A 13297-nucleotide genomic window follows, 5' to 3' on the forward strand; every position below is an offset into this window, starting at 1 on the left:
AGTTCCCGACGGATCAGGCTGCCTTGCGGGCAGGGCGGATCAGTCCAGAATTCTTCCAATTGTTCGACAGTTCGGCTGCATCAGCCGCTTCGAGACGTGCGGCTTCTGCCTTCTCGGCTGCCGCCTTGGCACGCTTGTCGGCCTTTTCAGCCCTTGCCGTGTGGAGCTTTTCGAGCGTATCGAGGTCGCGGACGACCTTGCTCTGACGGCTTACAACGCGGTCGATGGTCAGTTCGAGACCAAGAACCTTGCGCAGGTATGCGATAAACTGTTCCATGAGGATCTTCCTTTGGAGGGCGTCACACTAAGTAAGTGCTTACTTACTTTATAGCGTAAATGACGACGGATTGCACTTAATTCTGAGAATTTTCTGCGGCTGCGTTTCCGGCATTCCGACGCGCCAGGCGGTCGAGGGCAATGATCTTGGACGCTTCAAGAGCATCCTCGCGGGCCGAGCGTTCGCGGATCGACAGCTCGCCCTTCATCTCCTCACGGGAGATCAGCCCCTGCTGCACGAGCATGTCACGACGATGGCGGAAAGCCTCAACTGCGGTCTTGCCAATGGACTCGATCCGCTTGGCCTCGTTGAGCGCCTTCTTCATGGAGATGACGCGAGGATGGCGCGCGACCTTGGCCGCGATCGCGGACTCGGTGATCTTCTCGCTGGCAGCCGCAAGTTCGTTGCGAATGATCTGCTGGACGGCAGCCTCGGTATTCTCGACCAGCATCTTCACAACGTCGGTCTGCTTGGCAGCTTCCGCAGCCAGGACGCCGTAATGTGAGAACATGGATGCCTGCTGCATCATGGCGTCGGTCAGGTTGTTAGGAGAGTAGGCGAGATCGCGCCTCAATTCTGCGGCGTCAATGAAGTCGCGGACCTGGTAAACAGTCAGCTCCTTCCCTGCATCGCCAGTCGTGGGCTTGGTCATGTCTGGTTTCCTTCTTTGATGCTAGAATTATAGCGATCTGACGATCGGAGCGCGCATTTAGAAAGCGCCGAAAATCTCGTTCTGCTGGTAGTGCTGTTCGCGCACCTCAGCCTCGGCCAGTTCTTTTTCGAGCTTGCGCTTGTGGTTCTCCATCTGGAAAGCAAGCTCGCGCACGTGGCGCATCTTCTCTTCACGCTGGAGTTCCCTCTCGGCCGCGATATCTGCCGGCGAGACGGCGATGCCATGCGAGGCCAGCCCGAGCTTCTTCTGCCATTCATCGATCGCGGCCAGACGTTCGCTTTCCTGCATGTCGTTCCACTCCTCGATCTCAAACTGTTCGAGCACCTTGTCGCCGTCGTTCATGACGGACCGCAGCATCGGGTGCCTACCCTTCGGCTGCCACCAGTCCGGTGCGGGCTGGTAGTAATACTGCGTCGGCGTCAGGGGCATTCCGCGCCATGTCATGAACGTGCCTAAGACCCTGGCGTTTTCGTTAGGCAACCTCATCTTGCCGTAGGTCATAGGAACGGGCGTGGGATCAGCCGTGGGCTTGCTCTCGACCGGCTCTTCGCCCACAGCGGACAACGACTCCAAGATCCGCTGAAGGAAGCCCTTCTTGGGCTTCTCCAACGCGGTCAGGCTTGCAACATAAGTCGGACGCATGATCTCAATCCCTCCGTTCCAAATCATGACAGGCAGTCCGCGACGGCTGCGAACACCTGATTCATGTTTTCCTGCTTGTCCGGGTCGTGATAGATTTCACCCGGAGAGAAGCCGATGATGATGTTGGCGTCATACTTCTTGGAGTAGATGACCTTGCCGGCCTGCTCTGACGCCTTACCCTTGAAGTCCGGGAAGAAGTGACGCACGGTCGTCGAGCCGAGGAGCACGATGACGGGCGGCTGCAACAATTCGATCTCCCGCTCCAGGTAGGGCTCGTAGGTCTTGATCTCGTCGGGCGTGACCTGCTTGCCGCGCTTCGGACGCTTGATGAGCGCCGTCCAATAGGCGTTGTGTCTATCGAGGGACGCCGTTTCGATCGCTTCGACCACTGCGTTATTCGAGATCGAGAAGCCCATGATCCCGCCCGTGTCCTCCTCGTTGCCGGGGGCATCGGAGATGATCATGAAGTCGGCGCTCTTGCCGAAGAACGGCTTGACCGGATATCCGTCTGCAGTCGTGGCCTTGGGCCCATGCGCTGCGCGGTATTCGTCCACGAGCTCGCCAAGGGCTGCCTTCGTGTCCTTATCCTTGTTCAAGTCGTGGTCGACCGGCACATGCGCGGCGATCAGGCCCGGCAGGAGTTCGATCTGGTCCTTGATGCGGCTCGGGTCGTTAGCAGGCGCCTGACCAGACTCAATGCGAGAGAAAGCACCCACCAGGTCGAGCGCCTCCTGGACCCGCTTGTTACAGACGCGCTTCTCCACCCGAGACAGGAAATCGTTCTTATCGACAAACGGGCCGGCCTTGCGGGCTGCGAGGATCGCGTTCGTTGCCTTCTCGCTCAGACCCTTGATGCGCTGGAGCGGCATGACGAGGCGGACAGACGTTGCCATCTCGAAGCGGTTGGTCGAGATATTGATGTCAGGCATCGAGACCTCGATCCCGAGCGCCTTTGCATCCCGGATGATACCCGTCAGCTTCTCTTCCTTCTGCACGGTCAGGGCTGCGGCGTAGAACTCGGCCGGATAGTAGGTCTTGAGATACATCGACTGATAGGAGATCAGCGTGTATTCGACCGAGTGCGACTTGTTGAAGCCGTAGCCGGCGAAGCCTTCGATCTTGTCGAACAGAGCGCCTGCCCAATCCTCGGTGCAGCCGATCGTGGCGACACAGCCGTCGCAGAACTTCTTCCGCTCCTTCTTCATTTCCTCCGGCAGCTTCTTGCCCATGATCTTGCGGAGCTTGTCAGCAGCGGCGCCGGAGTAGCCGGCGATCACCTGGGAGATCTTCATGACCTGCTCCTGGTAGACGATGACGCCGAAGGTTTCTTCGAGCACCGGCTCCATCAGCGGGTGATCATATTCGATCTCCTCATTGCCCTGCTTGCGCAGATAGAAGCTATCCATCATCCCGGACTCGATCGGGCCAGGACGATAGAGCGCGGTGCAAGCCGTGATATCTTCGAAGGTGATGACGCCAGTCGAGCCGAGCTCCTTCAAGAGCCGGCGCATACCTCCGGACTCGAACTGGAAGATGGCAGTCGTGTTCGCCTTGGCGAAGTTCGCCAGCACCTTCTCGTCATCGAGAGGAATGCGGTTCAAGTCGATGCGCTTGCCCGTGTTCTCGCGGATATATTCGAGCGCCAGGGTCATATGGTCGAGCGTGTTCAGGCCGAGCACGTCCATCTTGACCAGGCCCTGGTCCTCGACGATGCGCTTGTCCCAGCACACGACGTTGCCTTCCTTGCGCCGTTCCACGACCGCGCGATCCACAATGTCTACACCGGCGACAATGACACCGCCTGCGTGCTGACCGAAGTTGCGGATCGTTCCTTCCAGGCGCTCCATCATCGGATAGTGCGTCGGATAGTTGTTGGCGAAGTCGTCGATCTCCTTGACCTGCTTGCGAGCCTCGGGGAGGGGAACGTTCTGCCCGTGCAGCTTCGGCACGAACTTGGAGACGGAGAAGTCCTTTTCGGGGATGAGCGTCACGCGGCCGACATCGCGGATCGCGGATGCGGAGCCGAGCGTGCCATAGTTATTGACGCCTGCGACACGCGCTGCGCCATACTTCTTGGTCAGATATTCGAAGACCTCGTGCCGGCGCTCGGACATAAAATCGAGGTCGGCGTCGGGCAAGTCGATACGTTCGGGATTGATGAAGCGTTCGAACAGGAGCCCGAAGCGGATCGGGTCGCACTCGGTAATGCCCATCAGATACGCGACGAGGGATCCGCCCACGGAACCACGACCAGGGCCAACCATGATGCCGGACTTCTTGGCAAACTGCACCACGTCCTGCACGAGCAGGAAGTAACCCGAGAAATTGAGGCGCTTGAGGGTTTCGAGTTCATAGGCGAGGCGAGGCTTATAAACCTCGACCAGCTCCTTTGCGCCCGGCTGATGACCGAAGATCGGCGCGTCGAAGCGCTCCTTCCAGCCCTTCTTGCACTCCTCGACCACGGCGGCGAACTCGTTCGGCGCCATAACCGGCAGTGACACGTCTGCCTTCTTCCATTCATATTCGACCAGGTCGACTAGCTCAGCCGTATTGAGCAGCCCCTGCTTGAAGCAATCAGCGACATACGAAGCAGCCATGCCGCGCTTGACCAGGTGGGCTACCGCCTTCTTCATTTCGCCGACGAGCTCGCCCGAGCCCATGATGTGCATATCGCGGTTGAAACGCGACTTGAACCAGCCATCGGTGATCTTGTTGTTGTCGGAGATCGCCGTCATAATTTCCTGGGTGTCGGCTTCGCCCTGGCCGTAGAAGGCCGGACGCACGACGATCGGCTTGATGTTCTGCCGGGCGAACTCGCCAAGCGCGATCTGATTAAGCCGACCGTAATAGGGCGTGCTAACCGGGATCAGCGGCGCATACAGATGCGTCACGCGGGTTTCCAGCTCATCCACGATCTTCGTGTATTCGGGGTGCTCCAGGATGCTGTGAGCGTCACCGAGGACGATAGCGAGGTCATCCGGCGCGATCTTCGCCAGCTCCTTGTAAAGATCCTCGAAGCCGAGCTTGGCCTCGTAGTAGAAGCGGTCGTCCGAGTTGGCGAGCGTCAAGAGACGGAAGATCGCCTTCATGCCAACTTCCTTGAGCGCGTAGACGGTCAGGAAGTAGGAGCGCGGCATATCCTTCTTTTTCTCACCATCGCCCGGACGCCAGGTCGGATCATCGGACAGGCGCAGCCGGCAACCAATCACAGGCTTCAGACCCTCGGCCTTGGCCTTATTCGTAAAGTCGATCATGCCAGTAATCGACATGGTGTCGGTCATCGCGACGGCCTTGGCTCCGGCGTCGACGGCGTTCTTAATCAGACGCTTGGTTGTGAGGATGCTTTCGCCGACTGAGAAATCAGTCCGCGCTGCAAGGATCGAGTGCATGGCGAATTACCCCTTAATAGGCTGGAAATCGTAGACGAAGACGGATGGCTCGTCCTTTGGGAGCAAGCATCCCTGGGCAAGCGCCTGCGCCACGATGTTGCGGGAGATCTGGTCTTCGACGGAACGCAGCACGCCTTCGTTGAGCGAACCCGGTCCTACGTCCGAGACGCGCTTATGAATGCGGCCGGCGATGACGAAACTGTAAAAGAGCCGCGTTCTGGACTTCTGTTGCGTCGTCATGGGTTAACTCCTGAGAGAAATGATGCCGTCCTGATTGCAGATGGCGCCAATGTGTTCGAGGGCTTGAATTGCCATGCGGGCGTGAGCGTCTGCCGTGCCCTGCTGCCAATCCAGCTTCTTGACGAAGGCGGTTGCGATGAGCGCCCGGTCGATCCGCGTGTTCTTAAGATTGAGGAGCAGATGACCGACGATCTGCATGAACTTCATGGATGCGCCGAACGGGTTCTCGCCACGCGAGAACTTGCCCTTAACGTCGTAGTTTCCACGGTCGAGCCGGTCGATCAGCTCCTGTGTCTTCTTCGGCAGCACCAGCATGTCAGCCGGGCGATTGGCTTCACGCTCGGCACGTTCCTCTGCGAGCCTGCGGTCACGCTCTGCGTAGACCTGAGCGGATGTCTTGATACCGTAGCGCTCTCGCAAAACAGCCTGAGCTTCCAGGTGTGCGGGTTCGCACATGCTTGCGAACTTGCATCCACGGCATACGGTGTCGTCCTTTTTGAAAGCGACTGCGGAGCCGTAGCAACCAGGCGCATACTGAGGAATGGTCGTCATGATCGTCCTAATTCGAAATGAGCCGCCCGATCTGGGTGACTTCATCCATGATCTGCTTGCGCTCGGCCCGGCTTGCGCCCATGAAATCAAAGATCATTGCGCTGGTGATGCGGCCGGGCATTGCGTAACAAGCGCCAATTTCCTTGGCGTAGGCGGATTTCGCTTCGAGATCCTTCATACGTTCCATCAGCTCCGGCGGATTGTCCTTGAGGAAGGTCAGAAACATCTGCGACCGGGGCGACAGGCGCGTCAGAGCGTAAGCGAAGCAATCCTCACGCTGATAGGTTTCGTCCTGACGCTCGTGCGGGTCAGGAACAACGTCGCCAAGCGAGGTTGCGCCCGTATAATCTGCGTCGTCTCCCCGCAGCTTCATGTCGAGGGACGCGGCGATGGTCTCGCCATGAAAGCGCTCGAAGTTCTTCTCGACCCAGCGATTGATGTGGTTGCGCAGACCAGCATAGAGAAAGGTCTTAAACGCGGCACCGCCGTTGTCGTCATACTTTTCGCAGGCCAGGCACCACGCTACCCAGAGCTCGCTTTCAACATCTTCGAGGGTCTGGGTCTTGGCCCCAAGCGCATGAACGCGCTTGAGCACCTTGTAAGCAAATGCCTTGATCTGCTGGCGATCGAGCTTCGGGTCACGCTTGATCATGCGCCGAACACCCGCTGCATATATTCCTGCACGACCTTCTTATCGACACGCGACAGACGGTTGGCGAAGGCAAGCTCCATTCCGAGCGTCCAGTTACCACCGTATGCGATGCCGAGGGATGCGCAGCGGATCAGCTCGCGCGGCGAGACCGTCATAGTGATCTTGCCGTCGCGGAACAGCTTGCGCACCTCGTTCGCCATCTTGACGATCTTGTTGGCGCTGGCACTGTCGATACCGGTCTTCGACTGCAGGATCGCGGTCTCGATCTTTGCGTCCATGTATTCGACCTCTTCCGTGATGGCGAAGCGCGAATAGTTGGCTGCGTTCTGGACGAGAGTGCCCTGGTAGAGGCCGGTTTCGTCGCCGACGCCGTTCGTGTTGCCGGTCGCAACGAAGCGGAAGTTCGGATGCGGGATGATCTTGCGGAAGTGCGGAGGCGCGTCCTTGATCAGGAGCGGCTGCCCTTCGAGAACCGGCTGATAGACCGCGGTCACGGACGGCATCGCGAAGTCGTATTCATCGGCACAATAAACCCAGCCGTTGATCATCGCCATCGGCAGCGGCCCGAGCTGGAACTCGGTGACGGACTGCTGCTTCATCACCTTATGCTTGACGCCAGCACCATCGAGCTCCTCGACTTCAACCGGCTTCGAGCGCACGGTCCACTGACCAAGAACGTCCGACTCCTGCATGTTGATCGTATGCTGGACACGAATGAACGGCCGGCGAGTGCGCGCGGCTGCCTGCTGCAGAATCGTGGTCTTGCCAGTGCCGTGAAAGCCCCAGAGGTAGGTCGGCATGTTCAGCTCAAAGCCGATGATGACCTTCTTCAACAGGTCGATGTTGAAAACGTAGGACTTGTCGATATCAGCAAGGAAGTCGGCCGAGATCGGATCATGACCTTCGAGGATCTTGATCGGAATCGGCTGACCCTTGGCAGACAGAGCGGCCGGCGCAGTGCCAAGCTCGAACAGCTCGTGGAAGAGAGCCTGCTTGACGACGATCTTGGAAGGCGAACCAACACCGGCTTCGACCAGCATGTTTGCCTGGATCGAGTGAGCGTCACCACCGGCAGGGGTCTGGGCTTCCTTCTCTGCCTTCTTCTTGGCGATGATATCTAGTGCGGTCTGGGAGAACAGCGGCTCGCCGGGAAACTTCTCCTGGTATTTCTCGACCGTCCAGTCCTTGTGGTTATTCTTGATGTGGGCCTGGATCGAGTGAACGCGAACGTTATCGATATGGCACAAAATCTTATCGTCAGGCGCAGCGACAGCTACGCCAGCTTCATCAGCCTGGCTCATGACTTCCCTCTTGTGTGATTAAGCGCTTTCGCGTTGCGCTATAAGTAATGACTTACTTATTTTTCAGATGGAGAGCAAGCGGGAAAATAAGCTCCCGCTTACTTTTTTTACATGCCGGTGAGAATCTTCTTGATCTCCGTCATCACCTGACCGGGGAGATCCTCGGCCTTATGGAGAACCGTCGACTTCGGGTAATACTTGGTCACAGACGAGTCCATGATACCGATCCCGATGCACTCAACGCCCAACTTGCCAAGGCTTTGCACGACACCAGAGAGGTGAGGGCCGCACTTGGCGCCGCCTGCAGGCTGCCCATCGGACAGAACCAGCATGACCTTGCGCTTTTCAGAGCGTTTAAGCAGCCGCTCGGCTGCATATTCCAGGGACTCGCCGTCGATGTTGCCATTGAGACCTGCCTGGGCATTCCTCATAAACGCGAAACGACTTTTCACGGTCGCGGTCAGGCGTTCGTCGAAGGTCTTGTAGATCGGCATAACGATCGGGATCACACGATCCCAATTGATACGCGCCTTTTTCGCATCTTCGGCCATCGCCTCGCGCAGCGACTGCGGCATTCCGTAGTAGCCACCCGTAGTGAAGCCGATAACCTCATGGGAAATCTTGACGCGGTCGAGGGTCGAGCAGAGCGCATAGCCGGCCGTCATGGCGAGCTTCATCTTCGGGCCGCCCATCGAGCCGGAGTTGTCGATGACGACCGATACGGCCGTATCCTTCGACACATGCTCCTGCTTCTGGGTGAACACGCGCGGATCGCCGCCCGGAACACGGAACAGCGATGGCGCATGAAGCTTGCCGGTGCGATGACCAGGAGTGCGGATGACGTGGGACTGAGAGGCCATCATGCGCTCGATGTCCTTCTGCATCTTTGAGGTCATCTGCCGAGTCTCGTCTTCCATTTCCGGAACCCACTTGGAGTTCATGTTATCCGGAACCTGCACGGGCTTGATCTCGTCCATCTCGCGGGTGAAGACGAGATACTGGCGAGGGTCCATTGCCGCGACCGCCGCATCGGAAATCTTGATCGCGATCTGCGAGGACATATCGACGGCTTCGAAATCGCCGTCCTCGTAGTCGAACAGAGACTTGGCTGCAGCGTTTCCGACGCCTCCTCCTCCGCCCTGGTGCTCCTCCTCGCTGCCGTCGCCTACCTCGCCGATGCCACCACCTTCGTCGCCGGAGGTAATGACAGACGATACCTCGTTGCGGCGACCGCCTTCGTCATCGTCACCGTCATCGCCATTGTTCGAGGATTCATCAGCGGATGAATTGTCTTCTTCATCAGGGCCGTCCTCAGCGCCTTCGTTCCCGCTTTCGTCTCCTTCGTCCTGTGGATCTTCATCTGCGCCAGGAGCGTCATCCTCCTCTTCGCTGTCGCCCACCTCGCTCTCAGGATCAGCATCTGCGTCACCGTCGTCGCCGGCGTCATCATCGGAATCCTCTTCGCTGCCATCAGACGGATCGCCGTCGTCATCGGCGCCAGCTTCTTCCTCAGCGTCGTCTTCCTTATCCTTCTTCTCATTCTTGCCGCCCTTCGAACTATCGGGCTTGGACTTTTCATCGCCGGCTTCATCACCGTCGCCTTCGCCCTTATCGTCCTTTTTCTTCTGCTTGCCCTTGCCGGACTTGCCTTCGTTCGGCTCCGACTTCGAGTGATCGCGCTCGCCATCACCGTCACCTTCGCCAGCCTCCTTTTCGGGCTTGTCCACAGACTTGCCCTTGGATTCAGACTTATCCTTCGTCTTTGAAGGCTGGGGCGGGGGAGGCGGCAGGATCTTGCCCATCAGAATGTCATGGACCTCTTCGGCGACGACGAGCGTCTCCTTGGTGGTCGTTGCCTTCTTGAGGAGCTCAAGAGTGGCCGGCTTCATGGTCGCGAGCATTTCCTCTACAAGCGGATGCTTCCAGTAGCCGTGCTTGTCCATCCAATCCTGCATTTCTTCGTGCCCGCCAAGAGCGCGCATCATCGGGACCATGATGTAGCGGAACTGCTCCTTGGGATCCTTGACGCCCTTGAGCGCCGCATCAGTGATCTTTTCGAGAAACCACTTGCGCGTAACCGACAGGTTGCGAGCTGCGCCAGGGAAGGTCTTGACCTGCTCCCGTTCGATCATCACGTCTTCGATAATGTTGTGGGTGTTCATGAACGCACGACGCCTGGGATCACGCAGGTCTCGTTCGCTCATACCGCCCTTGCCACCGTAGTAGTGCCAGTCGGTATGAAGGACGTGAGCGACCTCGTGGTCGATAAAGCCGGAAATAGCCGCGATGAACTCCGAATTTGCATTGTCCGGGATGTTCGGGATATTGACCAGAACCGGCTGCTTGGTCTTGGCATCAGTCTGGACGTAAGCCTGCGAACCGCGCTGCGTAACCATCAGGCCCTTGCCAGACAGAAGCGGCACGAGCTTGGTAATCACCTCGCGCAGTTCGATGATATCGCGGTTCATGTCGCGTCTCTCCTTGAGATAAGTATTTGATTACTTATGTTTATGCTCAAAATGAACGGAGCACTACAGGCTTCACTTCGAACGACAAAAGCCCCTTTGCATCGCCAATGGCTGGAATGACAACGTGAATGTTGCCGTGGATCGGATGCTTTCCGGAGTAGACGGTGCAACCGTTCATCTCCTCGACCTCGCGATTTTCGAGCTCCATAGCGACCTCGTTGGCCTGTTCGTTCGTGAAAGACAGATTGCGGAGGAAAGGTGACTTCTCGCTCATGATGACCTCGTGTTTGGACGGTGTAAGTATGCGATTACTTATATTCGCGGACAAAAAGAATGCTTGCCATGGTTATAGCAAGCATCCAATTGAACCGCTGCAGGTCAGGAGCGTTACGCGTCGGGCGCGAACAGCTTCCGTAGGGCCTCTTCACGCTCCTTCGTCAAGGCGGGCGGCGTATCGCCCGCCGCTTCTCTGACGGTATTCAGTATGGCGCGCTCTTCCTTGGAGACCCCGGTCTCCATAAGCTCGGTCAGCATTCTAACCGAGGCGTCGTCGTAAAATTGGGTGAGCGCCAGTTTGAACATATCCACCGGGTCGACACCAAGGGCCTTAGACATCGCTGGAACGCGGTCGAGAGCGAGCTTCACATGCCCAAGTTTGAGCATGGTGATCATGTTCTGGTTCTTGAAGCCGACGGCCTCCGCTATCTCTCTTTGAGACTTCGAAGACTCCATGAGCAGCTTCATAATGTAGTTGGAAAACCTCGTAGGTGTTCCTGCTTCCTTAGCCATTTCAAATCCCCTGACAGGCGGTTCGTTTTCAATTTCAGTGTCTCTCGCTTTCGACAGTTCATTTATAGCGAGACACTGATGGGATCGTTGCGGAAGTCGTTAGACCATACGAAAAAAATATGTCAACACTTACTTATTTTCTGGACTCGGCTTGTCATCAATTCGAGTCCTCTATAAGGGCATTTCCCTGGGGCAAAAGGATCGCTGAGTTCCATAATTAAACTTATGCGATCAATTGTGGATTCGCTGCTACTGTTGATTGTCTGGAACTTTTGGGGTTCACAAATCGAGAGAATCGGGCAATCACTAGCGATGTAGTGATTTGAATGAGTCGGAAGTTTGAGCATGGGCATCCAAGCAGAGATAACACCGTCAGAACGTTATAGGGTCAAGCGCGAGGCGCGGGGCGAAAAACAGGTTCTTTTGTGGATAGAGAACCGTCTGACGGCGCAACTGGATGATCTAGTCAAAACGGGTGAGTTCCGCAATCGGTCTGAGGCCGTTGCGGTTGCCCTTAACAAGTTGATCGAGGAACGAAACTAAGGGCTTAAACGGCTGAAGGCTCCAGGACGGCAATCCCAGAGCCTTCGAATTAGATAGTGACCGTCGGGACACCAGAGCCATTTAGCAACTCTGTTATCCCGAATCACCGCTGATTTGTCAACGACCTTTTGGGGTCGATGGCGAAGCTTTGCCCGGAAACGAGGGATTATGAGAAGCGCACAGTCATCCGGCTGGCGCGCTCTAAAGCCGACAAAGCCGTCGGCCGCGGAGCCTGATACAGCGGATAAACAAGTCCTCTATGAGGCGGCCAGAGCGGCAGCTCAGGTCTTGAGATTGCCGTCGTCATGCCGGTTCGTTCTGGATCAGCTTGTCGGCGTCTATGGTGGAGAGCTCATCGAAAACCGTATGCTCGTCTGGCCGTCCAACGAATTTCTGGTCGAACGAACGGGAATCCCGGAGCGGTCTGTTCGCTACGCCTTGTCGCGACTGCTCGCAGAGGGCGTCATCGGCGCAAAGGATTCGCCAAACGGCAAGCGATATGCGCAGCGATCGCCCCGTGGGCAGATCATCAAGGCGTATGGTTTCGACCTCTCCCCTCTCCTCGCTATGCTCCCCGAGTTACGCGATCGGCTGCAGGCAATCAGAGACGCCGAGCGTGAGCGCTTGGCTGTATTCGATGATCTCACTATACACCGAAGAGCGGCTCAGGAAGCGCTGAGGACGCTTGCTGAGGTCTATCCGGACATCGACATAGTTGACCTCGGCTCGCGGGCCCTTGAGCTTGCACGAGTTACACCACGCAGATCCGTAACGGGATCGGCCGATAGTGCCCGAGATGCATGGCAGGCGATCAGGATCGAAGCAGAAAGCAGATATTATGCCGCCTCTGCCGGCAATTCTTGCCGTCACAAAGACAACAACAAATATGCCCCTGACCAGTCTTGTAACAACGGCAAAGAGAATGGTGAGGAGGCGAAGCCGAGGGTAACCGCGACGGCTGAGGATGTGATGAAGGCGTGCCCGGACGCAATGGAGTTTATCGGGCCTGCCAGAAGCGACCGTGAATTTGTGGCGTGCGTCGGTCGCGCCCGCGGCATGTTTGGTGTTTCACCGTCAGCCTGGGAGGAAGCAGTGCGCGAAATCGGGGCGCTGGGCGCGGCCGTGACGCTGACTTATGTGGTTCAACTCCAGCAGAGGCCCGCGCCGGGGTCGGAGACTATCAAAAACGCGGGCGGCTATTTCCGAGCGCTGGTGAGGCTCATCAAGAATGGATCCGTCGATATCGAAGCCGAGATTATGAAGCTGAAAAGGTCGGGTCGACCACGATCTGATTAACGTCATCGAGCTTGGCCCAGAATTTTCGGCGAGCCGGACGGTAAGTGCCGCCTTGGCTGATTGGGGTTAGCTTTGGAGAGGGAGACGAGCATATGAGAAAGGAGACCACTGGATTGGTCGAACCCTTCTTAACGTCAATCTTGTCGACGGTGAGGATTGTGCCGGCATCGAGAGTAATATGGGCGCCCAAGAACACCTGCCCACGGCGGATGCGATAGATTTCGGTTATTCTCTCGTCCTGCTGAAGGGTTCGTCGCCGCGAATTAATCAACTCCAGGGAGGCTAGTTCCTGATCGATATCGCCGGCCTTTATGAGTTCGTCGCGGTAGTCGGCGCTGTTGGAAAGATCAAGACCATTCCAGAGATCGGCGTTCTGGTGATCGTTGTATAACTTAAACGTCCATGGCTGAAGCAATTCAACCTTTTGCCCCACCCTAGGTATAAATATGCGCATTATCCTGCCTCAATTCTCGAC

The 13297-nt window shown here is 57.2% G+C and carries 14 protein-coding genes; 2 read left to right on the top strand and 12 right to left on the bottom strand.

Going from position 1 to position 13297, the window contains the following annotated elements; genetic code table 11:
• Positions 1–13 precede the first annotated feature (13 nt).
• From CRP02_RS00635 to CRP02_RS00685, 11 genes are all read right to left on the bottom strand, one after another.
• Positions 14–277, bottom strand: coding sequence for a hypothetical protein (locus CRP02_RS00635; protein WP_097169875.1), 264 nt, complete (start codon positions 275–277; stop codon positions 14–16).
• Between the two features lie 76 nt (positions 278–353).
• Complete coding sequence (locus CRP02_RS00640) at positions 354–929, bottom strand: hypothetical protein (protein ID WP_097169876.1); 576 nt, start codon at positions 927–929, stop codon at positions 354–356.
• A 57-nt stretch (positions 930–986) separates the two neighbouring features.
• Positions 987–1619: a hypothetical protein gene (locus CRP02_RS00645; protein WP_143539294.1), complete on the bottom strand. Its 633-nt coding sequence runs from the start codon at positions 1617–1619 to the stop codon at positions 987–989.
• Positions 1616–4981: a DNA polymerase III subunit alpha gene (gene dnaE, locus CRP02_RS00650; protein ID WP_097169878.1), complete on the bottom strand. Its 3366-nt coding sequence runs from the start codon at positions 4979–4981 to the stop codon at positions 1616–1618. The genes CRP02_RS00645 and dnaE overlap by 4 nt, the downstream gene beginning before the upstream one ends.
• Positions 4982–4987: 6 nt before the next feature.
• Positions 4988–5221: a hypothetical protein gene (locus tag CRP02_RS00655; RefSeq protein WP_097169879.1), complete on the bottom strand. Its 234-nt coding sequence runs from the start codon at positions 5219–5221 to the stop codon at positions 4988–4990.
• A gap of 3 nt (positions 5222–5224) precedes the next feature.
• A complete protein-coding gene (locus CRP02_RS00660; protein WP_143539295.1) occupies positions 5225–5773 on the bottom strand; it encodes a hypothetical protein in 549 nt (182 codons plus the stop codon).
• Between the two features lie 7 nt (positions 5774–5780).
• Positions 5781–6425, bottom strand: a complete 645-nt coding sequence (locus tag CRP02_RS00665) for a sigma factor (protein ID WP_097169881.1) — start codon at positions 6423–6425, stop codon at positions 5781–5783.
• Positions 6422–7726 (bottom strand): AAA family ATPase, encoded by a 1305-nt coding sequence (locus tag CRP02_RS00670; protein WP_097169882.1) that lies wholly within the window; start codon positions 7724–7726, stop codon positions 6422–6424. The genes CRP02_RS00665 and CRP02_RS00670 overlap by 4 nt, the downstream gene beginning before the upstream one ends.
• Positions 7727–7833: 107 nt before the next feature.
• Entirely contained in the window at positions 7834–10194 is a 2361-nt protein-coding gene (locus CRP02_RS00675; protein ID WP_097169883.1) for a cobaltochelatase CobT-related protein, read from the bottom strand.
• Between the two features lie 46 nt (positions 10195–10240).
• Complete coding sequence (locus tag CRP02_RS00680; protein ID WP_097169884.1) at positions 10241–10468, bottom strand: hypothetical protein; 228 nt, start codon at positions 10466–10468, stop codon at positions 10241–10243.
• Positions 10469–10581: 113 nt separating this feature from the next.
• Complete coding sequence (locus tag CRP02_RS00685; protein WP_097169885.1) at positions 10582–10983, bottom strand: helix-turn-helix domain-containing protein; 402 nt, start codon at positions 10981–10983, stop codon at positions 10582–10584.
• Between the two features lie 345 nt (positions 10984–11328).
• On the opposite strand from CRP02_RS00685, the gene CRP02_RS00690 reads away from it, so the two are divergent.
• Complete coding sequence (locus CRP02_RS00690) at positions 11329–11526, top strand: ribbon-helix-helix domain-containing protein (RefSeq protein ID WP_097169886.1); 198 nt, start codon at positions 11329–11331, stop codon at positions 11524–11526.
• A gap of 168 nt (positions 11527–11694) precedes the next feature.
• The gene (gene repC, locus CRP02_RS00695; protein WP_097169887.1) at positions 11695–12822 is read left to right on the top strand and encodes a plasmid replication protein RepC; all 1128 of its coding nucleotides are present in this window, start codon (positions 11695–11697) and stop codon (positions 12820–12822) included.
• Here the strand turns inward: repC and CRP02_RS00700 are convergent.
• Positions 12782–13276: a hypothetical protein gene (locus tag CRP02_RS00700; protein ID WP_097169888.1), complete on the bottom strand. Its 495-nt coding sequence runs from the start codon at positions 13274–13276 to the stop codon at positions 12782–12784. The two genes, repC and CRP02_RS00700, sit on opposite strands and share 41 nt — an antisense overlap.
• Positions 13277–13297 lie beyond the last annotated feature (21 nt).

The sequence above is a fragment of the Rhizobium sp. AN5 genome, from assembly GCF_900215255.1.
GTDB lineage: Bacteria > Pseudomonadota > Alphaproteobacteria > Rhizobiales > Rhizobiaceae > Agrobacterium > Agrobacterium tumefaciens.

Coding starts and splice junctions, on each gene's coding strand:
- CRP02_RS00635 (WP_097169875.1), bottom strand. CDS start 277: ATGGAACAGTTTATCGCATACCTGCGCAAGGTTCTTGGTCTCGAACTG.
- CRP02_RS00640 (WP_097169876.1), bottom strand. CDS start 929: ATGACCAAGCCCACGACTGGCGATGCAGGGAAGGAGCTGACTGTTTAC.
- CRP02_RS00645 (WP_143539294.1), bottom strand. CDS start 1,619: ATGATTTGGAACGGAGGGATTGAGATCATGCGTCCGACTTATGTTGCA.
- dnaE (WP_097169878.1), bottom strand. CDS start 4,981: ATGCACTCGATCCTTGCAGCGCGGACTGATTTCTCAGTCGGCGAAAGC.
- CRP02_RS00655 (WP_097169879.1), bottom strand. CDS start 5,221: ATGACGACGCAACAGAAGTCCAGAACGCGGCTCTTTTACAGTTTCGTC.
- CRP02_RS00660 (WP_143539295.1), bottom strand. CDS start 5,773: ATGACGACCATTCCTCAGTATGCGCCTGGTTGCTACGGCTCCGCAGTC.
- CRP02_RS00665 (WP_097169881.1), bottom strand. CDS start 6,425: ATGATCAAGCGTGACCCGAAGCTCGATCGCCAGCAGATCAAGGCATTT.
- CRP02_RS00670 (WP_097169882.1), bottom strand. CDS start 7,726: ATGAGCCAGGCTGATGAAGCTGGCGTAGCTGTCGCTGCGCCTGACGAT.
- CRP02_RS00675 (WP_097169883.1), bottom strand. CDS start 10,194: ATGAACCGCGATATCATCGAACTGCGCGAGGTGATTACCAAGCTCGTG.
- CRP02_RS00680 (WP_097169884.1), bottom strand. CDS start 10,468: ATGAGCGAGAAGTCACCTTTCCTCCGCAATCTGTCTTTCACGAACGAA.
- CRP02_RS00685 (WP_097169885.1), bottom strand. CDS start 10,983: ATGGCTAAGGAAGCAGGAACACCTACGAGGTTTTCCAACTACATTATG.
- CRP02_RS00690 (WP_097169886.1), top strand. CDS start 11,329: ATGGGCATCCAAGCAGAGATAACACCGTCAGAACGTTATAGGGTCAAG.
- repC (WP_097169887.1), top strand. CDS start 11,695: ATGAGAAGCGCACAGTCATCCGGCTGGCGCGCTCTAAAGCCGACAAAG.
- CRP02_RS00700 (WP_097169888.1), bottom strand. CDS start 13,276: ATGCGCATATTTATACCTAGGGTGGGGCAAAAGGTTGAATTGCTTCAG.